This is a genomic window from Isoptericola sp. NPDC058082, assembly GCF_042885055.1.
Lineage (GTDB): Bacteria > Actinomycetota > Actinomycetes > Actinomycetales > Cellulomonadaceae > Isoptericola.
The window spans coordinates 1-25,400 of the sequence record NZ_JBHVSQ010000002.1 but is presented as its reverse complement, the minus strand read 5'-3'; the positions used below and the strand labels follow the sequence as shown (position 1 = coordinate 25,400).

Genomic DNA, 25,400 nt, shown 5'->3' with positions numbered 1-25,400 from the left:
TCCGACCTCTGGTGTTGGGGGCGGGGGGGGGGGGGCTTCGTGGTGGGGATCTTTCCGCGGGGGCGCCGGTTCTCCCTCTTCTGTGGGGGGGGTGCGTCCCCGCGAAGAAGCCCTACCCGCCCTTTCTGCTCGCTCGCGGTCGTCGCGGGGCGCGCTCGTCGGGACGACGGTGGCGCCCGGGGGAATCACCGGGGCGGCGGGTCGAGCGCTCGGGTCGCCCGCTGTCGGTGGGGGTCGGCAGGATGGCCGGGTGGACTCCCTCTCGCTCGCGCAGGCCCGCCGTGTCGCCCTCGGCGCCCAGGGGCTGCACCGCGCCCGACCGGACCTGGCCGGCCCTGCGTCCGGCGCCGGCGGCGTGACGATGCGCCGGGCGATGGCGACCGTGGAGCAGCTGAACCTGCTGCAGATCGACTCCGTGAACGTGCTGGCGCGGGCGCACCTGATGCCGCTGTACTCGCGGCTCGGGCCGTACGACGTCGGGCTGCTGGACCGGGCGGCGGGGCGGGCGCCGCGCAGGATCGTGGAGACGTGGGCGCACGTGGCCTCGTTCGTGCCGGCCACGACGTACCCGCTGCTCGAGTGGCGGCGGCGCAACTATCTCGACGAGGCCTGGGGGACCATCGCCGGGGCGCCGCTGGCCCACGCCGCCGAGATGGACCTGGTGCGGCAGCTGGTCGCCGAGCGGGGGCCGGTGACAGCCCGCGAGATCCACGACGAGCTGGTTGCCACCGGGCGGTCGGGCCCGCGCTCCCGCGAGGAGTGGGGCTGGAACTGGACGATGGCCAAGCGGTGCCTCGAGTTCCTGTTCTTCACCGGCGAGGTGATGGCCGCGCGACGCAACACCGCGTTCGAACGCTGCTACGACCTGCCGGAGCGCGTGCTGCCGCCCGCGGTCCGCGCGGCGGGACCGGTGCCCGCGGACGAGGCGGTGCGGCGGCTGCTGGAGCTCGGCGCGCGGGCTCACGGCGTGGGCACGGTCCGCTGCTTCGCCGACTACTTCCGCCTGCGCGGCCCGGCCGTGCGCCGGGCCCGGGACGAGCTGGTCGAGGACGGCGTCCTCGTGCCGGTCGAGGTGCGCGGCTGGGACGAGCCCACCTACCGGCACCGGGACGCGCGCGTGCCTCGCCGGGCACAGGCGCGCACCCTGCTCAGCCCGTTCGACCCGCTCGTGTGGGAGCGGCGGCGGCTCGAGGCGCTCTTCGACGTGTTCTACCGGATCGAGATCTACGTGCCCGCTCCGCAGCGGGTGCTCGGGTACTACGTGCTGCCGTTCCTCGAGGGCGACGCGATCACGGCGTTCGTCGACCTCAAGGCCGACCGGCAGGCGGGCGTCCTGCGCGTCCAGGCGGTGCACCCCACCGCTCACGCCGGCCCCGACACCGCGGCAGCGCTGGGCGCCGAGCTGGCCGTGCTCGCGGGCTGGCTCGGGCTCGGGACGACGGCGGTCGCGCCGGTGGGCGAGCTCGCACCCGCGCTGGCCGGGGCCGTGCGCGCGGCATAGGGCGCCGGGCACCCTGCGCTCGTAGGATCGGCGCCACGACGTCGGGGAACCCGCGTCGGTCGGGACCGGAGAAGGTCAGGAGCGCAGATGGCCACGGCCGTGCTGTACCTCGCCGCGGCGCTGGTGGGCGGTCTGGCGGCGACGCTCCTGCGGCTGCCGCCGCTGGTCGGCTTCCTCGCCGCCGGGTTCGCGCTCGGGGCGGCCGGAGCCCCGGAGCTGCCCGGCCTGGAGACCGTCGCCGAGCTGGGCGTGGCGCTCCTGCTGTTCGCGATCGGGCTGAAGCTCGACGTCCGCTCGCTGCTGCGCCCGGAGATCTGGCTCACGACCGTGGCGCACCTGGTGCTGAGCGTCGCCGTCGCGGTCGGGTTCCTCGGCCTGCTCGCCGTCGTCGGGATCCGGCTGCTCGCCGACGAGTCGCTCGGCTCCCTGGCGCTCGTCGGGCTGGCGCTGTCGTTCTCCTCGACGGTCTTCGTCGTCAAGGTGCTCGAGGACCGTTCCGACACGACGGCGCTGTACGGGCGCATCGCCGTCGGCGTGCTCGTGGTCCAGGACGTCGTCGCGGTGGCGTTCCTCGCCGTCTCGACGGGGGAGCCGCCCAGCCCGTGGGCGCTCGCCGTCGTCGGCCTGATCCCCGGCGCCTGGGTGCTGCGCCGGGTCTGGGACCGGGCCGGGCACGGCGAGCTGCAGGCGCTGTTCGGCGCGTTCGTCGCCCTCGTGCCCGGCTTCTGGCTGTTCGATGCGGTCGGGCTGTCGGGCGACCTGGGAGCGCTCGTCATGGGTGCGCTGCTCGCCGGGCACCCGCGGGCCACCGAGCTCTCCCGCTCCCTGCTCACGGTCAAGGACCTCGCTCTCGTCGCGTTCTTCCTGCAGATCGGGCTGCACGGGATGCCCGCCCCGGTCGACCTGGCGCTCGCCGGCCTCCTGCTCCTGCTCCTGCCCCTCCAGGCGGCCGGCTACGCCGTGCTGCTGTGGCTGATGCGGCTGCGTCGCCGCACCTCGTTCCTCGCCGGGCTCGCCCTCGGCAACTTCTCGGAGTTCGGCATCATCGTCGTCGCGTTCGGCGCGACGGCGGGCCTTCTCGACGAGGAGTGGACGGTGATCGTGTCCCTGGCGGTCGCGGCGAGCTTCGTCGTCTCGGCGATCGTCAACCGGCGCGGGGTGGAGCTCGCCGCCCGGCTCACCGGGCTCCTGCCGCGCCGGGACGTCGACAAGCTGCACCCCGACGACCGGCCCGTCGACATCGGCCGGGCCGACGCCGTCGTCCTCGGCCTGGGGCGGGTGGGCTCCGCCACGTACCGGCGGCTGCGCGACGTGCACGGCCTGTCGGTCATGGGGGTCGAGCACGACCGCACGCGGGTCGCGGCGCTCCGCGACGAAGGGATCGCCGTCGTCCCCGCGGACGCCACCGACTCCGAGTTCTGGGCCCGGGTCAAGCGGGCCGGTCAGGTGCGTCTCGCCGTGCTCGCGATGCCGTTCCACAAGGCGAACCTCATCGCCCTGGCCCGGCTGCGCGCGGTGGGCTTCGCCGGCCGGGTGGCGGCGATCGCCCGCTACGACGAGGACGCCGCCGAGCTGCGCCGGCACGGCGCGGACGCCGTCTTCCACCTGTACGGCGCGGCGGGCGCCGAGCTCGCCGACCGTGCCGCCGCCGATCTCGCCCCCGGCCAGGGCCGCGACCACGAGACGCTGTGACCGGGCTCCTGGCCCCGTGCACGCGGCGAGTCGGGGCCAAACGCCCGCTCACGGCGCCGGAGCGGTTTCGTCCGTCGCGAACCCGTGCCGGACTCCCAGGCGATCGGCCTAGGATGGCACGGGTGTGACCCAGGCGACGGCGCGGGCGTGCGATCCCGACCGCCCCTCGTCGCCCGTCGTCGCGCCGCACGGTCCCGGCCATCCCCGGGGCGCCACCGACCCTGGAGTACTGCGTGCCTGCGATCCTCGAGAAGGTCCTCCGTCTTGGCGAGGGCCGGATTGTCAAGAAGCTCAACAGCCTGGCCCAGCAGGTCAACCGGCTCGAGCCCAGCTTCGAGGAGCTGAGCGACGCCGAGCTGCACGAGGAGACGGACCGCTTCAAGGAGCGCCTCGAGCACGGCACCACGCTCGACGAGCTGCTCCCCGAGGCGTTCGCCGCGGTGCGCGAGGCCGCGCGCCGCACCCTCGGCCAGCGGCACTTCGACGTGCAGCTCATGGGCGGCGCCGCCCTGCACCTCGGCAACATCGCCGAGATGAAGACCGGTGAGGGCAAGACGCTCGTCGCCACGACCGCCGCCTACCTCAACGCCCTCGAGGGCAAGGGCGTGCACGTCGTCACGACCAACGACTTCCTCGCGAAGTACCAGGGCGACCTCATGGGCCGCGTCTACCGCTTCCTCGGCATGACGACGGGCGTCATCGTCTCGGGTCAGACGCCGGAGGAGCGCCGCAGGCAGTACGCGGCCGACATCACCTACGGCACCAACAACGAGTTCGGCTTCGACTACCTCCGCGACAACATGGCCTGGTCGCCCGACGACCTGGTGCAGCGCGGCCACCACTTCGCCATCGTCGACGAGGTGGACTCGATCCTCATCGACGAGGCCCGCACGCCGCTCATCATCTCCGGCCCCGCCTCCGGGGACGCGAACCGCTGGTACACCGAGTTCGCGAAGGTCGTGCGCCGCCTCGAGGTCGAGAAGGACTACGAGGTCGACGAGAAGAAGAAGACCGTCGGCGTGCTCGAGCCCGGCATCGAGAAGATCGAGGACTACCTCGGCATCGACAACCTCTACGAGTCGCTGAACACCCCGCTGATCGGCTTCCTCAACAACGCCATCAAGGCGAAGGAGCTGTTCAAGCGCGACAAGGACTACGTCGTGCTCAACGGCGAGGTCATGATCGTCGACGAGCACACCGGCCGCATCCTCGCCGGGCGCCGCTACAACGAGGGCATGCACCAGGCCATCGAGGCCAAGGAGGGCGTGCAGATCAAGGCGGAGAACCAGACCCTCGCCACGATCACGCTGCAGAACTACTTCCGCCTCTACGACAAGCTGTCCGGCATGACCGGTACGGCCGAGACCGAGGCCGCCGAGTTCCAGGGCACCTACAAGCTGGGCGTCGTGCCGATCCCCACGAACCGGCCCATGATCCGCATGGACCAGGCGGACCTCGTCTACAAGAACGAGGACGGCAAGTTCAACGCCGTCGTCGAGGACATCGTCGAGCGCCACGCGAAGGGCCAGCCGGTGCTGGTCGGCACCACGAGCGTCGAGAAGTCCGAGCTGCTGTCGGGCCTGCTCAAGCGGGCGGGCGTGCCGCACAGCGTCCTGAACGCCAAGGAGCACGAGCGCGAGGCGTCCGTCGTCGCGCAGGCCGGTCGCAAGGGCGCCGTCACCGTCGCCACCAACATGGCCGGCCGCGGCACCGACATCATGCTCGGCGGCAACGCCGAGTTCCTCGCCGTCTCCGAGATGGCCCAGCGCGGTCTCGACGCCGGGGAGGACCCGGAGGCCTACGAGGCGGCCTGGCCGGACGTGCTCGAGAAGGCCAAGCAGGCGGTGGCCTCGGAGCACGAGGAGGTCACCGAGCTCGGTGGGCTCTACGTGCTCGGCACGGAGCGGCACGAGTCGCGCCGCATCGACAACCAGCTGCGCGGTCGTTCCGGCCGTCAGGGCGACCCGGGCGAGTCGCGGTTCTACCTGTCCATGCAGGACGACCTCATGCGCCTGTTCAACTCGGGGCTCGCGTCCTCGATGATGGACCGCGCCGGCTTCCCCGACGACATGCCGCTCGAGTCGAAGATGGTCACGCGCGGCATCCAGAGCGCGCAGTCGCAGGTCGAGGCCCGCAACTTCGAGATCCGCAAGAACGTCCTCAAGTACGACGACGTCCTGTCGCGGCAGCGCTCGGTCATCTACGCGGAGCGCAAGCGGGTGCTCGAGGGCGAGGACCTCGAGGACCAGGTGCAGCACTTCCTCACGGACGTCGTCACCGCGTACGTGGACGGCGCGACCGCCGAGGGCAACCCCGAGGCCTGGGACCTGGACGCGCTGTGGACCGCGCTCAAGTCGGTGTACCCGGTGTCGATCACGCCGGAGGACGTCGTCGAGGAGGCGGGCGGCGTCGGCCGGCTGACGCACGAGCTGATCCTCGAGGAGCTGCTCTCGGACGCCCGCGTGGCGTACGAGGCGCGCGAGGAGTCCCTCGGCGGGCCCGCGATGCGCCAGCTCGAGCGCCGCGTCGTGCTCTCGGTGCTCGACCGCAAGTGGCGCGAGCACCTCTACGAGATGGACTACCTCAAGGAGGGCATCGGCCTGCGCGCGATGGCGCAGCGCGACCCCTTGATCGAGTACCAGCGCGAGGGCTTCCAGCTGTTCCAGGCGATGACGGAGTCCATCAAGGAGGAGTCGGTCGGGTTCCTGTTCAACCTCGACGTGCAGGTGCAGCAGCCCGGCGCCCAGGGTGCTCCCGGCGCCCCGGTGATCTCCGCGGCCAGCGCTGCGGCGGCGGCGCAGTCCGACGCGGGCCAGGTCGTGGCGGGCGGGACGGCGCCGGCCGCCGAGGCCGCCCCGGTCGCCGAGCCCGCGGCCCCGGCCGAGCCCGAGCCGGCCGCGGCGGAGCCTGCTCCCGCGGCGGCGGAGGAGCCCGTGCTCCTGGCCAAGGGGCTCGACGCCCCGGCGCCGCAGCGCCTGTCCTACTCGTCGCCGAGCGAGGACGGCTCGACCACGACGACGGGCGCTCCCACGCGCCGCTCGCGCCGCGAGCTGCACGGGGAGGCCACGGCGGCCACCAGCGACGGCCGGACCTTCCCCGGCACGCCGCGCAACGCCCAGTGCCCCTGCGGCTCCGGGAAGAAGTACAAGGTCTGCCACGGCGTCAACGAGGAGTGACGACGACTCCCTGAGCGACGCCACGACGCCGGAGCCCCGACCCGCACCCGCGGTCCGGGGCTCCGGCGTTCTCCCGTCCGCGCCGGTCAGCCGATCTCGAGGACGGCGACGCGCCAGGCGCCTCGGCGCGCCTCCAGCCGGACGGCCGCGGCACGCACCCGCCCGTCGTCGTCCAGGACGACGGTCGCCTCGGCCACGTCGTCACCCAGGCGGACCAGCCGGACGCGGCGCACCTGGACGGGCCGGTGGTGCGCCGCGTCCCGCAGCGGGGCGTGGGCCAGGCCGATCCGGGCGCGCTCGGCCAGCTGGTCGCGCACCTGCGGCGTGACCCAACGGGCGAGCTGCGCCGCCGGCCGCTCCCCGCGCAGGACCTCGACCGCGGCGCGCACGACCGTGCAGCACTGCGCCGTCGGGTCGGGCAGCGGCGCGGGCGCGGCCTCCCGCAGCGGCCTCGCCGTGAGGTCCTGGTCGTCGTCAGGGTCGCGCCGCACGCCCGGGGCGCCGACCCGCACCCGCCGCGTCCGCGGCGCCGGCCGGGTGCTCGCCTCGGGATAGCCCGCCGGGCCGGCCGGTCGCGGCGGGGCCGACACCCGCAGCGCCCGCCGGGTGGGGGCGCCGTCGTCCTGCGCTGCGGCGACATCGTGCCGGTCCGCCTCGGTGCCCGGTCCGGTGCCGGGCGTCGCCGTCGTGCCCTCGGGCGCCGTGCCGGGGGCGGAGGTGCCCTGCTCCGGGGAAGCCTTCGTCGCCGGCGTGGTCGGCGCGGTCGTCGTCGCGGTCATGGTGCCCTCCGGTGGGTGGTGCGGGAGTCGTGGGACGTCGGGTCGTCAGGCCGGGGCGTGCAGGATCTGGCCGGGCAGGAGGTGGTCGGGGTCGGCGCCGATGACGTCGCGGTTCTCGGTGTGCCACCGCGTCACCTCGCGGAGGATCTCCGCGTCGGTGGGGGAGCCGCCCAGCGCCTCGGTCGCGATGCCCCACAGGGTGTCGCCGCGGAGCACCACGCGGACCGGCTCGTCGTCGTCCGCGTCGTCGTTCGCGTCGTCGTCGGCATCCTGGGCGGCATCCTGGGCGGCATGGTGCGCGACCCGGGCGGCAGCGACCTCTTCGACGAGCACGTCCTCCTCAGGAGCCGCCGCCGGCGCCGGCATCTCCGCCGGGCGTTCGACGGCCTCGTCGGTCGGTGCGTCGGCCGGTGCCTCGCCCTCCGCGGCGGTGGACCGCCAGCCGAGGTCGAGGGCGACCGACGAGGCCTCGGGGGTCGGGCCGGTGGGCTGGACGTCGGCGGCGAGGGCCGCGGTCGGGGCGAGCGTGAGCCCTGCGCCGACGCCGACGCCGACGGCGGTCCGGACGAGGCGGCGGACGGCCGCGGGTGCGAGCCGCTCGACGGCGGCCTCGCCGGCACGCCAGCGGCGGCCCAGCAGAGACGCGGCGACGCAGGCCAGGGCGACCGCGCCGCTCAGGGCGAGCCAGGCGGCGGCGAGCAGCCCGGCGGCGAGGACGGCGAGCTCGACCCAGCGGTCGACGGTGAGGCCGGCGGCGGCGGTGGACGTCCGCGGGACGACGGCGGCCGTGCGCAGCACCAGGGCTCCGCCCACGGCCGCGGCCGTGGCCGTGAGGACGGCGAGCCGGCCGAGCCCACCTGGTCGTGAGATCCGGTCGTGAGGGGTGCTGCCGGACATCGAGGTCTCCTTCGTCCCTCCGCTATCGTCTCGGATCGTTCCCGATGATGTCAGTTGATAGCGGTTGATGTGTTCTGGTGGTGGATATTGAAGCGGACTGGTGCCGGGTCTGTCTACCCGGGCATCCTGTGGGCATCGATCCCGACGAGAGGAGCCTCATGACATCCGCGGGTTCGGCCAGGTGGGAGCTGCTCTTCGCGGACCTCGAGGCGCGCTTCGACGCCGAGCAGGCGGCCGAGCGGGAGGGCACGGTCGCCGAGCTCACCCGGGCCGAGCAGGCCTCGATCCCGCTGGCCGACCGGCTGCGTGCCGCGACGGGCTCCGTGCTGCGGCTCGAGCTCCTCGACGGCGAGGGCGTCGAGGGGCGGCTCGCCCGCGTCGCGCACGCGTGGCTGCTCCTCGACGGGAGCGGCGCCCGCGGCCGGGTGCAGCACCTGGTGCCGCTGGCCGCGCTCGCCTCGGTCGTCGGCCTGGGCCGGCTCGCGACGCCGTCGCGGGCGCGGACCGACGGCCTCGGTCTGGGTCACGTGCTCCGGGGGTTGCAGCGCGACCGTGCCCGGGTGCTGGTCCGCACGGCGGGCGGGTCGGTCACCGGGCGGATCGGGCGCGTGGGCGCCGACCACCTCGACGTCGAGGAGACGGAGCGGGCGCGGCCGGTCGTGCGGACGGTGCCGTTCGGGGCCCTGCTGCGCGTCAGCGAGGCCTGAGGCCGCCGGGGGAGCCCGGCGGGGGCGTCAGAGGTCGCCCGACGCGATCCGCTCGCGCGTGCGGGCGTACTGGTGCTCGATGTACTCCTCGAGCTTGCTCGCCTCGACCCGCCACACCTTCTTGGGGCCCACCTGGATGGCGGGCAGCTCGCCCGAGCGCACGAGCGAGTAGGCCTGGGTGCTGGAGATGCTGAGCATCTCCTGCACGTCCGCGAGGGAGAGGAACCGGTTGGCCATACGGGCAATTCTGGCACAGCGGTCAGGCGTGATGACGGCGGTTGTCCACAGTGGTTGCCGAAAGCATGCGAGGGGTGCCTGATGATAGGTTCCGGCGCGACGCTGCGCCGAGGCCGCGTCCAGTCGACCCCGGAGGACGTCCGTGAGCACCGACCCCTTGCCGGCACCCGTGGCTGCGCGTCTGCGCCGCCCCACCTGGCGCGACCCCCGGCTGGTCGTCGGCGTCGTGATCGTCGCCGCGTCCGTGGCCCTCGGCTCGTGGGCGGTCTCCTCCGCGGGCCGCACGGTGCCCGTCTACGCGGCCGACGGCACCCTGACGCCGGGCGAGACCGTCGACGTGGCGCGGCTGCGCACGGTCGACGTCCGGATCGACGCGGGGACCGAGCTGTACCTGCGTGCCGACGAGGAGCTGCCGGAGCAGGTCGTCGCGTTGCGGGTGGTCGACGACGGCGAGCTCGTCGCCCGGTCGGCCCTCGGCGACGCCGCGGACGTCGACGTGCGCTCCGTCTCCGTGCCCGTCGACCAGGCCATGTCGTCCCGCGTGAAGGCGGGGTCCGCCGTCGACCTCTGGTCGACGCCCGAGGCGCCCGCCGGTGCCGACGCGGCGGCCGAGGAGCCGGCGCCGCTCGTCGAGGGCGTCGTCGTCGAGCAGGTCGACGAGGCGGGGGCCGGGCTCGTCGTCGCGGACGGCGCCACCCTGCACGTGCTCGTGCCCTCGGACGACCTGCCCGTCGTCCTCCGTGCGCTGGCGGTCCCTGGCAGCGTGACCGTGGTGCCGCAGGCCGGGGCCGGCGTCTGATGGCGGGCGTCACCGTCCTGTGCGCGGTGCGCGGCGCGGCGGAGACCGACGTCGTCCTCGCCCTGGGCGGCCCGGGCTCGGGGGTCACCGTCACCCGTCGGTGCGGCGACGTGGCCGAGCTCCTCGCGGCGGCCGCGGCGGGCGCGGGCGCCGTCGCGCTGGTCTCCGGCGACCTGCCCGGCCTGGACCGGGAGGCGGTCGGCCGGCTGCACGCCGCGGGCGTCCGCGTGGTCGCGCTCGGTGACGACGTCGCGCCGGCGCCCAGGCTGCACGCGCTGGGCGTGGACGCCGTCGTCGAGCGGTACGACGAGGCGCTCCTGCTCGCCGCGGTCCGGGACGCGGCGCCGGTGCCCGCCGCCGCGTCGGCGCCCGGCGCGCCCGACCTCCTGGTGCTGGGCCGCGCGGCGGACGTCGACGGCCCGCTCGCCGCGGAGGAGGTGCGCGGGCTCGAGGACGCCGTCGCGGACGACGCCGCGCCCCGCCGCGGGCGCGTCGTCGTGGTCTGGGGCCCCGTCGGCGCGCCGGGACGGACGACGACGGCGATCGAGCTCGCGGCCGTGCTCGGCGGCCTGTCCGGCGGGCGCCGGCGCCACGGTCGTGCCCGGCGCGAGGCGGCATCGGCGGGCACCGAGCACGCGCTGGTCGTGGACGCCGACACGTACGGCGCGTCGGTGGCGGCCAGGCTGGGCCTGCTCGACGACGCCCCGGGGCTCGCGGCGGTCGCCCGCGCCGCGGCGCACGGGTCGCTCGACCTGCCGACGCTGGCCCGGCACAGCCCGGTCGTCGGCGGCCGGCTCCGGGTGCTGACCGGGATCACCCGCGCCGCCCGGTGGCCCGAGCTGCCGGCCAGCGCCGTCGAAGTGGTCCTCGAGCGGGCGCGCGCGCTCGCCGACTGGACCGTCGTCGACTGCGGGCCGCTCCTGGAGGCCGACGAGCTGCTGATGTACGACACCCACGCGCCGCAGCGCAACGGCGCGACGCTCGCGGCGCTTCAGGCGGCGGACGTCGTCGTGGTGGTCGGCGCCGCCGACCCGGTGGGCGTCCAGCGCCTCGTGCGCGGGCTCGAGGACCTGCGCGACGTGCCCGTGCCCGTCTCGGGGGAGCGCGTGGTCGTCGCGAACCGCGTGCGCGCGTCGGCGGCCGGCTCGCGCCCGGAGGCGGCGGTGCGGGACGCGCTGGCGCGCTACGCCGGGGTGGACGACGTGCACCTGGTCCCGGACGACCCCGCCGGCCTGGACGCCGCGCTGCTGGCGGGTCGCACGCTCGCGGAGGAGGCTCCCGGCTCGTCGGTGACCGTGGCGTTCGAGGGGCTGGCCCAGCGGGTGCGGGCGACCGTCGCCGCGGAGGTGTGAGCACCGGGCTGCCGCTCGCGGCAGACTGTGCGCATGCGCATCTACGTTCCCGCCACCCTGGACGAGCTCGAGGGCGCCGCGGTCGCGGCTGCCGGGGCGCGGTGGGACGTCCCCGCCCGCCGCGCGCACGCGGTGACGCCCGCCCTCGCCGGTGAGCTGCCCGACGAGGACGACGAGAGCCGGGAGTACGAGGCCTTCCTCGCCGCGGCGGACGACTCGCTGGCCCTCGTGGCCGCCCGCCGCGCCGCCGTGCCGCTCCGTGTCGTCGTCTCGCTGGACGTCCCGGACGCCGAGGTCACGGTGGCCGACGGTGCCGACGAGCCCAGCGCCGTCGACGTCGCCGCCCTGACCGGCGTGGTCGTCGTCGCGGTCCACGTCGACGAGCCTGAGGCGGCCGAGGACGTGCGCGCGGTGCTCGCCGCCGCCGACGAGGAGCACGACGCCGAGCGCACGGGCGGCGCGGGCGCGACGTCCGAGGAGGCGCTGGACGCGGCGCTCCAGCGCGTCACCGACCGCGACCTGCTCTGGTACGACCCGACCGAGATCCCTCAGATCCCGCGCGCCTGAATGCTCTCGGCGACGACGGAACGGGTCAGCCGAGGTAGACGAGCGTCTCGTCGTGGAGCCTGCCGTTGGTGGCCAGCGCGTTGCCGTGCCACGGCCCCGGGGCGCCGTCGAGCGCGGTGAAGCGGCCGCCGGCCTCGGTGACGATGGGCACGAGGGCGGCCATGTCGTAGACCTCGAGCTCGGGCTCGGCGGCGATGTCGGCGGCGCCCTCGGCGACGAGCATGTACGACCAGAAGTCGCCGTAGCCGCGGGTGCGCCACACCTGGCGGGTGAGGTCGAGGAAGCCGTTGAGCTTGCCGTGCTCCTCCCACCCGGACAGGGACGAGTAGGAGAACGAGGCGTCGGCGAGCGTGCTCACGCCGGACACCGACATCCGCGACGCCGACGCGAGCGACTTCCCGGTCCAGGCGCCCGAGCCCTTCGCCGCCCACCAGCGGCGGCCGATCGCCGGCGCCGAGACGAGGCCCATCACGACCTCCTCGCCGTCGGCCAGCGCGATGAGGGTGGCCCACACGGGGACGCCCCGCACGAAGTTCTTGGTGCCGTCGATCGGGTCGATGATCCAGCGCCGAGCGCCGCTGCCGGCCGAGCCGTACTCCTCGCCCACGATCGCGTCCCGCGTGCGCGCCCGGTGGAGCTGGGCGCGGATGAACTCCTCGGCGGAGCGATCGGCGTCCGAGACCGGCGTGTCGTCGGGCTTCTTCTCGACGTGCAGGTCCACGGCCTTGAAGCGGGACATCGTGATCGCGTCCACCTGGTCGGCGATCACGTGGGCCAGGCGCAGGTCGTCCTCGTACGTGCGCGCGGGCCCGCTGGTCGGGCTGGGAGACGGCTGGGTGTACGACACGCCTCACACGGTAGCGGTACGCCGCGGCCCCCGGGCCCCGGCGCGCGGGGGCGGGACAGAGAGGTCAGCCGCCCAGCAGGGCGAGCAGCTCGGCGGTCGTGCCGCACTCGCCGAGCCGGGGGAAGAGCCGCCCGACGCTGTGCTCGTGGTCCTCGGCCGCTCGGTCGGCCATCGCGTCGGTGACGAGGGAGACGTGGTACCCGTGCTCGTGGGCGGCGCGGGCCGTGGACTCGACGCCGATGCTCGTCGCGATGCCGGTCAGCACGACCTGCGTCACGCCGCGGCGGCGCAGCTGCAGGTCGAGGTCGGTGCCGTAGAAGGCGCCCCAGTTCCGCTTGGTCACGACGACGTCGGACGCCGCGGTGTGCAGCTCGGGGGCGAGGACGTCCCAGCCGTCGGGCCGCGCTCCGCCGCGCGGGGCGTCGGTGCGGCCGGGCACGGCGTCCGCGCCGTCGGGGGCGGCGGTGACGCGCACGAGGACGACGGGCAGGTCGCGGGCGCGGAAGGCGTCGGCGAGCTCGACGCTGCGGGCGAGGACGGCGTCGGCGGCGTGCGGTGCGGTCGGCGCGGCCAGGATGCCGGCCTGCAGGTCGACGACGACGAGCGCGGTGCGGGGGTCGAGGGAGGTGAAGGTCATCAGCGGTTCTCTCCGGGTACGGGTACGGGTACGGGTGCGGGAACAGGTGCGGGCACGGTGCGGGCGGTCGCGGGGCGACGGCGCAGGGAGCGGTCGACGAGCGTCAGGGCGGCGACCGCGACGGCGCAGGTCGCCATCGCGAGGGCGAGGTCGTGCAGGCCCGCCGTCGTGGGGCCGTCGGCGTAGAGGGCGGCGATGGCCGCCGTGGACACCAGCGCGCCGAGGTACATGAACGTGCGCAGCAGCCCGGACGCGGCGCCGACGGTCGCGGCGTCGGCCTGACGGGCGAGCGCCTTCTGGTGCGCGAGCCCGGCCAGGCCCTGCATGCCGCCGATGCCGACGCCGGCGAGGACGAGCAGCCACGTCGGGCTCTCGGGCCGCACGACGGCGAGGATCGCGCCGCCGAGCAGCAGCGACACCGACCCGACGAGCAGGGCCGTGCGCACGGGGGCACGGCGCCCGGTCGCCGACGCGACCGCGACCGCGACGACCGACGTCGGCAGCATCAGCAGCCCCGCGGCGGCCTCGCTCAGGCCGCGGCCCTGCTCGAGCCACTGCACGTAGCCGAACATGAACGCGTACGTCGCGGTGGCGGTGAGCAGGGCGCGGGCGTACGTGAGCAGCAGCGGCCGGTTCCCGGCGAGCAGCCGCAGGTCGATGAACGGACGGCGGGCGCGCAGCTCGTGCCGCGCGAACCAGGCGCCCGTCACGACGGTGGCGGCGAGCACCCACCAGGGGGTGGCCCCGACGAGGACGAGCATCAGGCTGGTGAGCGCGGCCGCGAAGAGCAGCACGCCGAGGACGTCGAGGCGCGCGGCGAGGCGCGGGAGGTCGTCCGGCGTGCCGTCCCGCATGTCGTCGGGGGTGCGGTCGGTGGCGGTCGTGCGCGGCAGCCGCAGGCCGCCCAGCACGAGGCACGCGACCGCGAGCGGCACGTTGACCAGGAAGATCGCCCGCCAGCCCCCGACGCCGACGAGCAGCCCGCCGAGCGTCGGGCCGACGATCATCGTCACCTGGTTCGTGACGGCGAGGATCGTGAGCACCGCCGCGACGCCGCGGTCCTCGCCGGAGCGGTCGGTGGCGCGCCGCACGAGCCACATCGCCGCCGGGTAGGCGGCGCAGGTGCCGATGCCGAGCAGCGCGCGGGCCAGCACGAGCATGCCGAGCGAGGGGGCCAGCGCGCCGAGCAGCCCGGCGACGCCGACGAGCGCGGCTCCGACCAGGTACGGGCGCCGGGGGCCGACGAGGTCGACCACCCGCCCGACGACGGGCTGGCCCACCGCCGTGACGAGGTAGAGCGCGGTGACGAGCCAGACCGTCTGCGCGGCGGGGGCGCCGAACGCGAGCCCGATGGGCACCAGCGCCACCGCGATCATCGAGGAGTTGATCGGGTTGAGCAGCGAGCCGAGCGCCAGCGCCGGGGTGAGGCGCCGGTCGTAGCCGGTCGGGACGCCGGCGAGCGGGGCGTCCCGGCGGGCGGCGGGGTGACGGTGGAGCAGGCTCACGGCCGGTCGGCCTCGTCGGCCTGCTCGTCGGCCTGCGCAGGGTCGAGCAGCGTCCGGTCGAGGATCGCGAGGGCCTCGGTCACGGTGGCCAGCTCCTCGGCGGTGAGGCGCTCGCCCAGGGCGCGCGTCAGCCACTCCTGCCCCGCCTCGCGCCGGCCCTCGACGAACGCGCGGCCGTCGTCGCTGAGGGAGATCACCTGGCGGCGGCCGTCGTCGGGGTCGGGGTCCCGGCGCACGAGGCCGCGCTCGGCGACGACGCCGAGGGTGGCACCGAGGGACTGGGGCCGGACCCGCTCGGCCGCGGCGAGCGCGCCGGGCGACGCCGGTCCGTGCTTGGCGAGGCGGGAGAGCAGCGACGTCTGCGACGGCGTGAGCTCCCGGTTGTCGCTCAGCTCGAGGAAACGGCGGCGCAGCCGCCCGACGAGCGAGCGCAGCTCGCGCGCGGCCGCGGCGGCGCCGGCGACGGGCGTCACGGGATCGGGGGAGGAGGGCACCGCTCCACGGTAGGACTCGTCAGTCCAGACTGACAAGTTGTGCCTGACGAATCGTGGGAACCAGGCGATGCATCAGTCGGCGGAGTGGCGCGCGGTCAGCAGGCGCCGGAACGACGCGACGCGGGCTTCGCGCGCCGGGCGCTCGTCGTCGGACGACGCGGCGAGCCAGTCGTCGAGCGCGCAGTCGGGGGCGTCCGCGAGGTGGGTGCAGCCGCGCGGGCACTCCTCGGCGACCTCGGCGAGGTCCTCGAACGCCTGCAGCAGGTGGTCCGTCTCGACGTGCGCGAGCCCGAACGACCGGACGCCCGGGGTGTCGACCACCCAGCCGTCGTGGTCGCCGTCGTGCCCGACCGGCAGCCGCAGCGCGACCGCCGACGTGGACGTGTGGCGGCCCCGGCCGGTGACGTCGTTGACGACGCCGGTGGCGCGGTCGGCGTCGGGCACCAGCGCGTTGATGAGCGTCGACTTGCCGACGCCGGAGTGTCCCACGAGTACCGACGTCCGCCCGGCCAGGCGCTCGCGGACCGCTTCGACGCTCGCGGGGTCGTCCCGATGCGTGACGACGACGTCGACGCCGATGGGGGTGTACAGGTCCCGCAGGGGGGCGGGGTCCGCGAGGTCGGCCTTGGTGAGGCACAGCAGCACGTCCATGCCGGCGTCGTACGCGGCGACGACGCAGCGGTCGATCATGCCGGTGCGCGGCTCGGGCTGGGCGAGCGCGGTGACCACGACCAGCTGGTCGGCGTTCGCCACCACGATCCGCTCGTAGGGGTCGGTGTCGTCGGCCGTGCGCCGCAGCACCGACGACCGGTCCTGGATCCGCACGATCCGGGCGAGCGTGCCCTCGTCGCCCGACGTGTCGCCGACGACGTCCACGCGGTCGCCCACGACGACACGGGTGCGCGTGAGCTCGCGCGCCTTCATCGCGAGGACGGTGCGCTCGTCGGCGGTGCCGTCGTCGACCACGAGGGTGTACCGGCCGCGGTCGACGCCGGTCACCATCCCGACCTCGGCGTCGGCGTGCTCGGGGCGCTGCTTGGTGCGGGGCCGTGAGCCGCGCTTCGAGGGCCGCGCGTACTGCGCGTGCTCGTCGACGGCGCGGCGGGCCATCAGGCCTCGCCCTCGGTGACGGGCCGGGTGACGGGCCCGGTGGCGGCGCCGACCCCCAGCATCCGCTCCCACATCCCGTCGAAGCCGGGCAGGGTCTTGGCCGTGGTGCCGACGTTCTCCACCCGCACGCCCGGCACCCGCAGGCCCAGGACGGCGGCCGACGTCGCCATGCGGTGGTCGGCGTAGGTGCGGAACAGGCCGCCGTGCAGCGGCCGCGGCGTGATGACCAGCCCGTCGCGCGTCTCCTCGGCCTGCCCGCCGAGCCGGGTGATCTCGGTCGCGAGAGCCGCCAGGCGGTCGGTCTCGTGACCGCGCAGGTGCGCGATGCCGCGCAGGCGGCTGGGGGAGTCGGCGAGCGCGGCGAGGACGGCGAAGGTCGGGGCGAGCTCGCCCGCGGCGTGCAGGTCCAGGTCGGCTCCGCGGACCTCGCCCGTGCCGGTGACGGTCAGGACGTCGCCGTCGAGGCGGGCCTGCGCCCCGAGCCGGGCGAACAGGTCCGGGAGCAGCGCGCCCGGCTGGGTGGTCTCCGTGGGCCAGCCCGGCACGCGGACGCTGCCGCCGCCCACGACCGCGGCGGCCAGGAACGGCGCCGCGTTGGACAGGTCCGGCTCGACCCGCACGTCGCGCGCGGCGACCGGGCCGGGGGTGACCTGCCAGATGCCGTCGCGCGAGTCGTCCACCTCCACGCCGACGTCGCGCAGGGTGGCCACGGTCATCGCGATGTGCGGGAGGCTCGGGAGGGTGGTGCCGATGTGCCGCAGCGTGAGGCCGCGCTCGAAGCGGGCGCCGGCGAGGAGCAGGGCCGAGACGAACTGGGACGACGCCGACGCGTCGACGTCGACGGCGCCGCCCGCCACCCGGCCCGTGCCGTGCACGGTGAACGGCAGGTGGGTCGGCGTCCCGCCGTCGGGGGAGGTGACACGCACGCCCAGGCTGCCCAGCGCCGCGAGCACCGGCAGCATCGGCCGCACCCGTGCCTCGGGGTCGCCGTCGAAGCGGACCGGGCCGTCGGCCAGCGCCGCGACCGGGGGGAGGAACCGCATCACCGTGCCCGCCAGCCCGGTGTCGACGTCCACGTCGCCGCGCAGCGGGCCCGGGGTGACGTGCAGGGTGCTCGGGTCCTCGCCCTCGTCGATGCCGGCGCCCAGGGCGCGCAGCGCGCCGATCATGAGGTCGGCGTCGCGCGAGCGCAGCGCCCCGCGCAGGGTGCCCGCGCCGTCGGCGAGCGCGGCCAGCACGAGCAGGCGGTTCGTCAGCGACTTGCTGCCCGGCACCTCGACCGTCGCGTCCAGCGGGCCTGTCGCGACCGGTGCCGCCCAGCCGTCGGCCCCCGGGTCGGGGGCGGCGGGCGGGGCGGCGTGCGGCGGGACGGCGGAGGTCATGGCTCCGAGGCTAGTTCACGGGACGTCTCCGGAGCGGCGCGTCTCGCGGCCCGCCGCGCCTGCCGCCGGAAGGTCAGACCGCCTCGGCGACCTTGGCGCGCAGCTTCTGGGCCTCGGCCTTCGTCGTGGCCTTGACGGCCTCGGCCTTCGCCTCCGCGAGGCGGGTGGCGTGCTCGCGCGCCTGCTGCACGCGGTAGGTCACGCCCGGCCGGCCCTCGAGGTCCACGCCCGCGATGACGGCGGCGCCGACCTTGCCGAGGTCCTTGACGAAGGCCGCGGTGCGCAGGCTGCGCTCGGCGCCCTTGCTGGTGAACGGCTGGTGGGCGACGGCGAGCGGCGCGGTGAGCGCGGCCAGCGCGAGCGCGGCGGTGCGAGGCGTGCGGCCGACGGCGAGCAGGACGCCGGCCGCGGCGGTCACGGCGCCGTGCGCCCGTACCAGGAACCCGAGCTGGCGGTCGCCGAGCGGCTCGGCGCCGACCGCGTCCGTGACGAGCCGGGAGCCCTCGCGGGCGGCGTCCACGTGCTCGGCCGGGTGCAGCACGGCCTGGATCCCGTCGTAGACGAACGGGGCGGCCAGGAGGGGTCGGGCGATACGGCGCAGCAGCATGGGCCCACTGTGGCAGAGCAGACCCGCGCTTGCGCGGCGACCGGCGGGCGCGGCGCGGCCGTGCGTCAGGCGGGCGCGTCCTCCCACCAGTCGTGGTGGGAGCGCGGGGGGCGGCGGGTGCCGAGGCCGTCTCGGCGGACCGTCCGGACGAGGCGGGCGGCGTAGGCGGCCAGGAGCAGGGCGGCGAGGACGAGGATCAGTGCGGTCATGGCAGTAATCCTTCGCGCGTTGCGGTCCTGCCACGAGTGGCAGAAGTGCCAGCATGCGTCGACATCCAGCCATCGACGTGGCAGCATGGGCGACATGATCCGCAAGGTCGCCGCCGTCGTCGTCCCCGGCGTCGCGCCGTTCGAGCTCGGGGTCGCGTACGAGGTGTTCGGCATCGACCGTCGCGACACGGGCGGCCCGTCGTTCGACTTCACGCTCTGCGCACCCGTGCCCGGACCCGTGATGACCAAGGGCGGCTTCCCCGTCGTCGTGGAGCACGGCCTTGAGGCGCTCGACGACGCCGATCTCGTCGTCGCCGTCGCCTACGGCATCGACGACGACGGCGAGGAGGTCCTCCCGCAGGCCTACCTCGACGCGCTCCGGGCCGCCCACGACCGCGGCGCCTGGCTGTTCGCCATCTGCTCCGGCGCGTTCGCGCTCGCGCGGGCGGGGCTGCTCGACGGGCGGCGGTGCACCACGCACTGGATGTACACGGAGCGGCTCGCGGCCGAGGTCCCGACGGCCGACGTCGACCCCGGCGCGCTGTACGTCGAGGACGGGCGCGTGCTCACCAGCGCCGGCACCGCGGCGGGGATCGACGCCGCGCTGCACCTCGTGCGGACCGAGGTCGGCGCGGACGCCGCCCGCGCGGTCGCGCGGCGCATGGTGGTGCCGCCGCAGCGCGAGGGCGGCCAGGCGCAGTTCGTCGTGGACCCGCTCCCGCGCGACGGCGAGTCGCTCGCCGGCCTGCTCGCCTGGATGCGGGAGCACCTCGCCGAGGAGCACACCGTGCCCCGGCTGGCTCGCCGGGCCGCGCTGTCCGAGCGCACCTTCGCGCGCCGCTTCCGGCAGGAGACGGGCACGACGCCGGCCGCCTGGCTCGCGCGGCAGCGGGTCGCCCGGGCGCAGGAGCTGCTCGAGTCGACCGAGGCGCCCGTCGACGAGATCGCGCGACTGGTCGGCTTCGGCAGCGCGCCCGTGCTGCGGCACCACTTCGCCCGCCAGCTCGGCACCAGCCCGGTCTCCTACCGCCGCCGGTTCGCCGCACCGCTGGCGTCCTGACGCGGCTCCCGACCGGGGCGCCGACGGGCGTCCGCCTGGGAATGCGGAGCCCCCTTCCGCGGTTCACACCGACGTGAGCACCCGTACCTCGACGACGGCGACCGCCGTCCCCGCAGCCGGACGCGCGTCCGTGCGGCTGTTCGCCGTCCCGGCCGACGCCCTGACGGCGAACGCGGACGACGCGGTGGTCGGCCCCACGACAGACCTGCACACCCCGTGGATCGGAGGACCCCGCCCAGTGGCTGGACTAGGCTCGTCGGTGATGACCCAGGACCTTGGCCCGGCGAGCGGCGACGCGCCGCACGGGAGCACCCCGGACGGCGAGGAGATCCCCGAGGACACGGAGCGTGCCCCCGAGGGCGAGAGCAGCGCGGCCCGGGCCGAGCGCTTCGAGCGTGACGCCCTGCAGTACCTGGACCAGCTCTACTCCGCCGCCCTGCGCATGACGCGCAACCCCGCGGACGCCGAGGACCTGGTGCAGGAGACGTTCGCGAAGGCGTTCGCCGCCTTCCACCAGTACAAGCCCGGCACGAACCTCAAGGCCTGGCTGTACCGCATCCTCACGAACACGTTCATCAACAGCTATCGCAAGAAGCAGCGCGAGCCGCAGCAGTCCCAGGCGGAGGACGTCGAGGACTGGCAGATCGCCCGCGCCGCGTCGCACACGTCGCAGGGGCTGCGGTCGGCCGAGGCCGAGGCGCTCGACCGGCTCCCGGACTCCGACGTGAAGCGCGCGCTGCAGGAGCTGCCCGAGGACCGGCGCATGGTCGTCTACTACGCCGACGTCGAGGGCTTCCCCTACAAGGAGATCGCCGAGATCATGGGTACGCCGATCGGGACGGTGATGTCCCGGCTGCACCGCGGACGCCGGCAGCTGCGTGAGCTGCTCGCCGACTACGCCGCTCAGCGTGGCCTGGTCCCGGCTCGTGGAGGAGCGTCATGACCGACCCCGTCACCCCCATCCCGCACGACCGGGCCGAAGGGGAGAACGAGTGCGAGCACGCGCTCGTGCACCTGAACGAGTACCTCGACTCGGAGATGACGCCCGAGGACGAGCAGCGGATGCGCGCGCACGTCGCGCACTGCTCGCCGTGCCTCGCCGAGCTGAGCGTCGAGGAGCTCGTCAAGCAGCTCGTCCGTCGCTCGTGCGCGGAGCGCGCCCCGGAGACCCTCCGCGTGCGCATCCACGCCCAGCTGACGGTGATGTCCACCGCCGAGTAGGCCTCACGCCGGTAGTACGACATTCGCCGAGGTAGTTCCGGCAGGAGCCGTGGCCACGGGCCACGCGTCCACCGGAGCTACCTCGGCGAATGTCGTACTACCTCGGCGCGTCAGGCGTTGGGACGCTTGCCGTGGTTGGCGGCGTTGCCCTTGCGGCTACGACGCTTGCGACCGCGCTTGCTCATGGTGGTCTCCTCACGAAAGATGGACGAGGGGTCGGGTCCCATGGTCCCACACCCGAGGCCCGGGGTCGGAATCCGGGGCATCCCCGATCCGCACGGCCTCGGGCTCTGCCAGGGTGGTACCCGTCCCCAGCACGCAGCCCGAGCATCACAGGGAGCCTCATGAGCACGGAGTCGTGGGCGGTCGCCGCCCCGCAGACCATCGACGTCGAGCAGGTCACGGGGGTGACGCTGCGCCTGCAGGACGGGCGCGCCGACGTCGTCGCCGACCCGGCCTCGACGGGGGTCCGGATCGAGCTGCTCGAGGTGGGCGCCAAGCCGGTCCAGGTCGTGCGCGACGGGGACCGGCTGCGCGTGGGCTACGAGAGCTCGGTGCTCGACTCCGTGTGGGCGAAGCTGCGCAACCCGCGCCAGAGCGAGCGTGCCGTCGTGCGCGTCGTGGTCCCGGCGGACGGGGCGGTCGACGTCGGCACCCTCGGTGCGGACGTCGAGGTGACCGGGGGCCGCAAGGTCGCGGTGAAGACCGTGACCGGCGCCGTGCGCACGACCGGGACCACCGGCCCGATGTCGCTCAAGACCGTCTCGGGCGCGCTGTCGGCCGAGGAGCACACCGGGGACGTGACGGCGAGCAGCGCGGCCGGGTCGATCGCCCTTGCCGGTGCGCTCGCGCGGGTCTCCCTGAACACCGTGTCCGGGGCCGCGACGGTCACCGCCACCCAGGCGAGCCCGCTGATCACGGCCAAGACGGTCTCGGGCGCGATCGACCTGCGGCTCCCGGCCGGCAGCCCGGTGAACCTCAAGGTGCGCGGGGCGTCCGGCCAGGTCGTGCTCGACGGCTCGGTGCTGCCGAGCGCCGGCGCGACCCTGGTCGTCGACCACGGCGAGCAGCCCGCCGACGGCCGCAGCGCCGCCTACCTGTCCGCGACGGTGACGTCCGCGCACGTCACCGTCGACCGCCGCTGACCGGCGCCCGCCCGGGGCGCCGAGGAGGAGGAGCACGATGACCGCACCGTCGGAACCGTCCGCACCCCACGTCGCCCTGCTGACCGACGCCTTCGGGCGGATCGCCGGGACGGTGCACCGCGTGCTCCGCGGGGCCACGGCGGAACAGCTGACGTACCGCCCCGACCCGGAGGCGAACACCGTCGCGTGGCTCGTGTGGCACCTGACGCGGGTGCAGGACGACCACGTCGCGGACGTCGCCGGCACCGAGCAGCGGTGGACGGCGGGCGGCTGGGCCGCGAAGCTCGCGCTGCCGTTCGACGTCACGGACACGGGTTACGGCCACACCCCCGAGCAGGTCGCGGCCGTGCGCGCCGACGCCGCGCTGCTGCGGGGCTACCTCGACGACGTGCACGCCGCCACGACGGCGTACCTGGGGACCGTGACGGCCGAGGACCTGGAGCGCGTGGTCGACACCCGCTGGGACCCGCCCGTCACGCTCGCGGTGCGGCTCGTCAGCGTCGTCGGCGACGACCTGCAGCACGTCGGCCAGGCCGCGTACGTGCGCGGCCTGGCCGAGCGGGCAGGCGTCTGACGGTCGCCGGCGGTCGCTCGCCGGCACGTCTCACTCGTCGGCGGGCAGCCCCAGCCACGCGTGCCAGCCGGTGTGCAGCACGAGCCACGCCATGAGGCCGTAGCCCGCCTGCCCCGGGTAGGTCGAGCCGTTGGTCGCGAGGTCCGCCAGCCACTGCTCGTGCTGCGCCAGCGGCGTGTACGTGTCGACGTACGGCACGCGGCGCCGGTTGGCGACGTCGGAGAACGCGGCCGAGAGGTCCGCGATGCGTCCGCCGTCCTCCGGCCGCCCCGGCGGCGGCCCGACGACGAACGCCGGGATCCGGCTCGTCTCGGCCACGTCGAGGATGTTCGCGAGGTTGAGCCGCGACCGCGCCACCGACAGCGACGAGTCGACGTCGTGCCGGCCGAGGGCCACGACGAGGCGGTTCTCGCACGTGTCCTCCGGGCCGAAGCGCGACTCCGTCTCCGCCTGCCAGCGGGCGCCGAGCGCCGAGCTGGTCTCCCCGGGCACGGCGAGGGTGAACGCCATCGCCGGCCGCCCGAAGCGGGTCCGGGCCATGACGCGCCCCGTCCACCCCAGGGCGCGGGCGTCCCCGACGCCCACGCTGAGCTCGTCGCCCACGACGCAGATGCGCACCTCGGTCTGGGTCACTGAGCCCTCACCGTCCAAGTCCTGTCTCGCAGTTGCGCGGCCATTGTCGCCGCCCGCCCGGCCGCGTCGCAGGATCCCACGCCGCGCGGCTCCCCGAGTAGTCAGGACCACAGCGGGGGAGGCGTACCTGCGGCCCCGACGGGTCAGAGCAGCGTGGCACCCCAGCGCACGACGTGCTCGTCGCCCGGGGCGAGGTGGACGAGGTGCTCGCCGGTGTTGAACGCGTCGGCGACGCAGCTCATCGGCTCGGCGGCGAGGCCGAACCGCTCGTAGCCGGTGATGTGGTCGGCCGAGCAGACCTGCCAGCAGTCCATGGACCCGTCCATCCAGATCGCGGCGGTGCTCCCGTCGGGGCGGCCGAGCCGCGCCCACGACAGCCCGGCGTCGTCGCGGGTGGCACCCGTCCACGCGTCGTCGAGGTCCAGGCCGGCGAGCGACCGCGTGGTGCGCAGGTCGTACCGGCCGGCGACGGGCTCGGTGCCCGTGGGCAGCAGCCGGTCGTCGACGGTGACGTGCGTCGTGGCGTCCAGGCTGACCGTGCAGTCGTCCAGCGTGGCGCCGCCGGTGGACAGCCACGGGTGGAAGCCGACGCCGTACGGCGCGGTCCCGGTGCCGACGTTGCGCGCGCTGACCACGACCTCCAGGCCGGCGTCGGACACGGCGTACCGGGTGCGGAGCACGAGCTGGAACGGCCAGCCCTTCTGTGCGGGAAGGGCGAGCTCGAGCGTCACCGCGTCGTCGGCCACCTCGACGGGCGTCCAGCGGTACCAGCACACCAGGCCGTGCAGCGCCGTCCCGCGGTCGGGTTCGCTCACGGCCACCTGGTGCAGGATGCCGTCGGTCGTGTAGGCGCCGTCGCGCAGGCGGTTCGGCCACGGGGCGAGGACCGCGGCGTTGAAGACGGGGGCCGCCTCGTCCTCGGCGAACGGCACGAACACGTCGCGGCCGGCGACGGTGTACTCGCGCACCATCGCCCCGACCTCGGTGACGGTGGCCCGGTGCTCGCCGGAGGAGATGCGGAACTGCCGGCCCGACGGGGCGGGGACGGCGGGGGAGTCAGCGGTGTTCACGCTCACACCGTAGTCGGCACGCCGGATCGGTGCGGGCGTCGTAGCGTAGGGGAGCCAGATATCTGACGAGACGTCTCCTCGCGCGCGCGAGGGGTCCGCGCCGAGGGTCCGGGGGGCCCGGGGCGCCACCGAACGGGGGAACGATGGAGAAACAGGTGCTCGGCCGCACCGGTCGCATGGTGTCGGTCGTCGGCCTGGGAACCTGGCAGCTGGGGGCGGACTGGGGGACGGTCGACGACGACCAGGCCCGGTCGGTGCTGGATGCCGCGTTCGAGTCCGGCGTGACGTTCTTCGACACCGCCGACGTCTACGGCGACGGCCGCAGCGAGCAGGCGCTGGGCGCCTTCCTCGCCGACCACCGCGACGACGGGATCACGGTGGCCACGAAGATGGGGCGCCGGATGGACCAGGTGCCGGAGAACTACGTCCTGTCGAACTTCCGCGAGTGGACCGACCGGTCGCGTCGGAACCTCGGCGTGGAGACCCTCGACCTCGTGCAGCTGCACTGCCCGCCGACCTCCGTCTACTCCGACGACGAGGTGTACGACGCGCTGGACACCCTCGTCGCCGAGGGCGTGACGGCGGCCTACGGCGTCTCCGTGGAGACCGTCGACGAGGCGCTCACCGCCATCGCGCGCCCCGGTGTCGCCACCGTGCAGATCATCCTCAACGCGTTCCGGCTCAAGCCGCTGGAGCAGGTGCTGCCCGCGGCCTCCGCGGCGGGCGTGGGCATCATCGCGCGGGTGCCGCTCGCCTCGGGCCTCCTGTCGGGTCGGTACACCCACGAGACCACGTTCTCGGAGGACGACCACCGCACGTTCAACCGCGAGGGCAAGGCCTTCGACGTCGGCGAGACGTTCTCCGGCGTGCCGTTCGACGTCGGCGTCGACGCGGCCGCCCGTTTCACGGAGCTCGCCGGGTCCGCCCTGAGCCAGGACCTCACGCCCGCGCAGGCGGCCATCGCCTGGGTGTGGCAGCAGCCCGGCGTCTCCACGGTCATCCCGGGCGCGCGCAGCGCCGAGCAGGCGCGGCTCAACGCCGCGGCCGGCGACGCCGGCGTGCTCGGCCCGCTCTTCACGTCCGGCGTGCGCGAGATCTACGACGAGTCGATCAAGGAGCACGTGCACGACAAGTGGTGAGGCCGAGGGAGCACTGATCTCGCCGAGGTAGTCCGAAGGGCGGGCCGCATCAGATGCGGC

The 25,400-nt window shown here is 75.1% G+C and carries 28 protein-coding genes; 13 read left to right on the top strand and 15 right to left on the bottom strand.

From position 1 onward, the window contains the following. The first annotated feature begins 250 nt into the window (after positions 1-250). From ACFVS0_RS03205 to secA, 3 genes are all read left to right on the top strand, one after another. Positions 251-1,501, top strand: coding sequence for a winged helix-turn-helix domain-containing protein (locus ACFVS0_RS03205; RefSeq protein ID WP_430587145.1), 1,251 nt, complete (start codon positions 251-253; stop codon positions 1,499-1,501). Positions 1,502-1,588: 87 nt separating this feature from the next. After that, positions 1,589-3,193: a cation:proton antiporter gene (locus ACFVS0_RS03200; protein WP_430586185.1), complete on the top strand. Its 1,605-nt coding sequence runs from the start codon at positions 1,589-1,591 to the stop codon at positions 3,191-3,193. 233 nt (positions 3,194-3,426) lie between these two features. Beyond that, positions 3,427-6,369 (top strand): preprotein translocase subunit SecA, encoded by a 2,943-nt coding sequence (secA, locus tag ACFVS0_RS03195; protein ID WP_430548996.1) that lies wholly within the window; start codon positions 3,427-3,429, stop codon positions 6,367-6,369. Positions 6,370-6,455: 86 nt separating this feature from the next. On the opposite strand, the gene ACFVS0_RS03190 is transcribed toward secA, so the two are convergent. Both ACFVS0_RS03190 and ACFVS0_RS03185 read right to left on the bottom strand, forming a co-directional pair. After that, positions 6,456-7,148, bottom strand: a complete 693-nt coding sequence (locus tag ACFVS0_RS03190; RefSeq protein WP_430587144.1) for an Rv3235 family protein — start codon at positions 7,146-7,148, stop codon at positions 6,456-6,458. Between the two features lie 45 nt (positions 7,149-7,193). Beyond that, the gene (locus ACFVS0_RS03185; RefSeq protein WP_430587143.1) at positions 7,194-8,045 is read right to left on the bottom strand and encodes a hypothetical protein; all 852 of its coding nucleotides are present in this window, start codon (positions 8,043-8,045) and stop codon (positions 7,194-7,196) included. A 158-nt stretch (positions 8,046-8,203) separates the two neighbouring features. On the opposite strand from ACFVS0_RS03185, the gene ACFVS0_RS03180 reads away from it, so the two are divergent. After that, positions 8,204-8,752, top strand: a complete 549-nt coding sequence (locus tag ACFVS0_RS03180; protein WP_430587142.1) for a hypothetical protein — start codon at positions 8,204-8,206, stop codon at positions 8,750-8,752. A 27-nt stretch (positions 8,753-8,779) separates the two neighbouring features. Here ACFVS0_RS03180 and ACFVS0_RS03175 read toward each other — a convergent pair whose 3' ends face one another. After that, positions 8,780-8,989 (bottom strand): helix-turn-helix domain-containing protein, encoded by a 210-nt coding sequence (locus ACFVS0_RS03175; RefSeq protein WP_430549000.1) that lies wholly within the window; start codon positions 8,987-8,989, stop codon positions 8,780-8,782. 142 nt (positions 8,990-9,131) lie between these two features. Here ACFVS0_RS03175 and ACFVS0_RS03170 point away from each other — a divergent pair, with 142 nt between their 5' ends. Genes ACFVS0_RS03170 through ACFVS0_RS03160 form a run of 3 tightly spaced genes read left to right on the top strand, consistent with a single transcriptional unit; the run spans position 9,132 to position 11,707 of the window. Next, positions 9,132-9,788, top strand: a complete 657-nt coding sequence (locus ACFVS0_RS03170) for a hypothetical protein (protein WP_430587141.1) — start codon at positions 9,132-9,134, stop codon at positions 9,786-9,788. Next, complete coding sequence (locus ACFVS0_RS03165; RefSeq protein WP_430587140.1) at positions 9,788-11,140, top strand: CpaE family protein; 1,353 nt, start codon at positions 9,788-9,790, stop codon at positions 11,138-11,140. The genes ACFVS0_RS03170 and ACFVS0_RS03165 overlap by 1 nt, the downstream gene beginning before the upstream one ends. Before the next feature lie 33 nt (positions 11,141-11,173). Next, positions 11,174-11,707: a DUF6912 family protein gene (locus tag ACFVS0_RS03160; RefSeq protein WP_430549003.1), complete on the top strand. Its 534-nt coding sequence runs from the start codon at positions 11,174-11,176 to the stop codon at positions 11,705-11,707. 25 nt (positions 11,708-11,732) lie between these two features. Here the strand turns inward: ACFVS0_RS03160 and hisN are convergent, their stop codons facing one another. The 8 genes from hisN to ACFVS0_RS03120 all read right to left on the bottom strand — a co-directional run bounded on the left by hisN (position 11,733) and on the right by ACFVS0_RS03120 (position 18,498). After that, positions 11,733-12,554 (bottom strand): histidinol-phosphatase, encoded by an 822-nt coding sequence (hisN, locus tag ACFVS0_RS03155; RefSeq protein WP_430563945.1) that lies wholly within the window; start codon positions 12,552-12,554, stop codon positions 11,733-11,735. 64 nt (positions 12,555-12,618) lie between these two features. Then, entirely contained in the window at positions 12,619-13,191 is a 573-nt protein-coding gene (locus ACFVS0_RS03150) for a hydrolase (protein ID WP_430563944.1), read from the bottom strand. Beyond that, entirely contained in the window at positions 13,191-14,696 is a 1,506-nt protein-coding gene (locus tag ACFVS0_RS03145) for an MFS transporter (protein WP_430587139.1), read from the bottom strand. The genes ACFVS0_RS03150 and ACFVS0_RS03145 overlap by 1 nt, the downstream gene beginning before the upstream one ends. After that, on the bottom strand, positions 14,693-15,190 hold the full coding sequence (locus ACFVS0_RS03140) for a MarR family winged helix-turn-helix transcriptional regulator (RefSeq protein WP_430549007.1): 498 nt from the start codon (positions 15,188-15,190) through the stop codon (positions 14,693-14,695). The genes ACFVS0_RS03145 and ACFVS0_RS03140 overlap by 4 nt, the downstream gene beginning before the upstream one ends. 72 nt (positions 15,191-15,262) lie before the next feature. Continuing rightward, positions 15,263-16,300 (bottom strand): ribosome small subunit-dependent GTPase A, encoded by a 1,038-nt coding sequence (rsgA, locus tag ACFVS0_RS03135; protein ID WP_430549008.1) that lies wholly within the window; start codon positions 16,298-16,300, stop codon positions 15,263-15,265. Beyond that, positions 16,300-17,682 carry a 3-phosphoshikimate 1-carboxyvinyltransferase gene (aroA, locus tag ACFVS0_RS03130; RefSeq protein ID WP_430587138.1) on the bottom strand — a complete coding sequence of 461 codons (1,383 nt, stop codon included), beginning with the start codon at positions 17,680-17,682 and terminating at the stop codon, positions 16,300-16,302. The genes rsgA and aroA overlap by 1 nt, the downstream gene beginning before the upstream one ends. Positions 17,683-17,755: 73 nt before the next feature. Beyond that, positions 17,756-18,289: a DoxX family membrane protein gene (locus ACFVS0_RS03125; protein WP_430549010.1), complete on the bottom strand. Its 534-nt coding sequence runs from the start codon at positions 18,287-18,289 to the stop codon at positions 17,756-17,758. A gap of 65 nt (positions 18,290-18,354) precedes the next feature. Further along, complete coding sequence (locus ACFVS0_RS03120) at positions 18,355-18,498, bottom strand: hypothetical protein (RefSeq protein ID WP_430549011.1); 144 nt, start codon at positions 18,496-18,498, stop codon at positions 18,355-18,357. A gap of 94 nt (positions 18,499-18,592) precedes the next feature. Here ACFVS0_RS03120 and ACFVS0_RS03115 point away from each other — a divergent pair, with 94 nt between their 5' ends. Then, the gene (locus ACFVS0_RS03115) at positions 18,593-19,558 is read left to right on the top strand and encodes a helix-turn-helix domain-containing protein (RefSeq protein WP_430549012.1); all 966 of its coding nucleotides are present in this window, start codon (positions 18,593-18,595) and stop codon (positions 19,556-19,558) included. A gap of 63 nt (positions 19,559-19,621) precedes the next feature. On the opposite strand, the gene ACFVS0_RS03110 is transcribed toward ACFVS0_RS03115, so the two are convergent. Next, entirely contained in the window at positions 19,622-19,756 is a 135-nt protein-coding gene (locus ACFVS0_RS03110; RefSeq protein ID WP_430549013.1) for a hypothetical protein, read from the bottom strand. 64 nt (positions 19,757-19,820) lie between these two features. Here ACFVS0_RS03110 and ACFVS0_RS03105 point away from each other — a divergent pair, with 64 nt between their 5' ends. Next, positions 19,821-20,501 carry a sigma-70 family RNA polymerase sigma factor gene (locus ACFVS0_RS03105; protein ID WP_430549014.1) on the top strand — a complete coding sequence of 227 codons (681 nt, stop codon included), beginning with the start codon at positions 19,821-19,823 and terminating at the stop codon, positions 20,499-20,501. Next, a complete protein-coding gene (rsrA, locus tag ACFVS0_RS03100; protein ID WP_430549015.1) occupies positions 20,498-20,779 on the top strand; it encodes a mycothiol system anti-sigma-R factor in 282 nt (93 codons plus the stop codon). Before ACFVS0_RS03105 ends, rsrA begins: the two co-directional genes overlap by 4 nt. A 110-nt stretch (positions 20,780-20,889) precedes the next feature. On the opposite strand, the gene ACFVS0_RS03095 is transcribed toward rsrA, so the two are convergent. Continuing rightward, entirely contained in the window at positions 20,890-20,964 is a 75-nt protein-coding gene (locus ACFVS0_RS03095) for a 50S ribosomal protein bL37 (protein ID WP_099052597.1), read from the bottom strand. 159 nt (positions 20,965-21,123) lie between these two features. Between ACFVS0_RS03095 and ACFVS0_RS03090 the strand changes: the two genes are divergently transcribed. Together ACFVS0_RS03090 and ACFVS0_RS03085 are read left to right on the top strand one after the other, a co-directional pair. Continuing rightward, a complete protein-coding gene (locus tag ACFVS0_RS03090) occupies positions 21,124-21,924 on the top strand; it encodes a DUF4097 family beta strand repeat-containing protein (RefSeq protein ID WP_430586196.1) in 801 nt (266 codons plus the stop codon). A 37-nt stretch (positions 21,925-21,961) separates the two neighbouring features. Then, positions 21,962-22,498 carry a DUF664 domain-containing protein gene (locus ACFVS0_RS03085; RefSeq protein WP_430586197.1) on the top strand — a complete coding sequence of 179 codons (537 nt, stop codon included), beginning with the start codon at positions 21,962-21,964 and terminating at the stop codon, positions 22,496-22,498. A 30-nt stretch (positions 22,499-22,528) separates the two neighbouring features. On the opposite strand, the gene ACFVS0_RS03080 is transcribed toward ACFVS0_RS03085, so the two are convergent. Together ACFVS0_RS03080 and ACFVS0_RS03075 are read right to left on the bottom strand one after the other, a co-directional pair. After that, positions 22,529-23,131 (bottom strand): GDSL-type esterase/lipase family protein, encoded by a 603-nt coding sequence (locus ACFVS0_RS03080; protein WP_430549018.1) that lies wholly within the window; start codon positions 23,129-23,131, stop codon positions 22,529-22,531. 143 nt (positions 23,132-23,274) lie between these two features. Further along, positions 23,275-24,201, bottom strand: a complete 927-nt coding sequence (locus tag ACFVS0_RS03075; RefSeq protein WP_430586198.1) for an aldose 1-epimerase family protein — start codon at positions 24,199-24,201, stop codon at positions 23,275-23,277. Positions 24,202-24,344: 143 nt separating this feature from the next. Here ACFVS0_RS03075 and ACFVS0_RS03070 point away from each other — a divergent pair, with 143 nt between their 5' ends. Then, the gene (locus ACFVS0_RS03070; protein ID WP_430549020.1) at positions 24,345-25,340 is read left to right on the top strand and encodes an aldo/keto reductase; all 996 of its coding nucleotides are present in this window, start codon (positions 24,345-24,347) and stop codon (positions 25,338-25,340) included. The last annotated feature ends 60 nt before the right edge of the window (positions 25,341-25,400 follow it).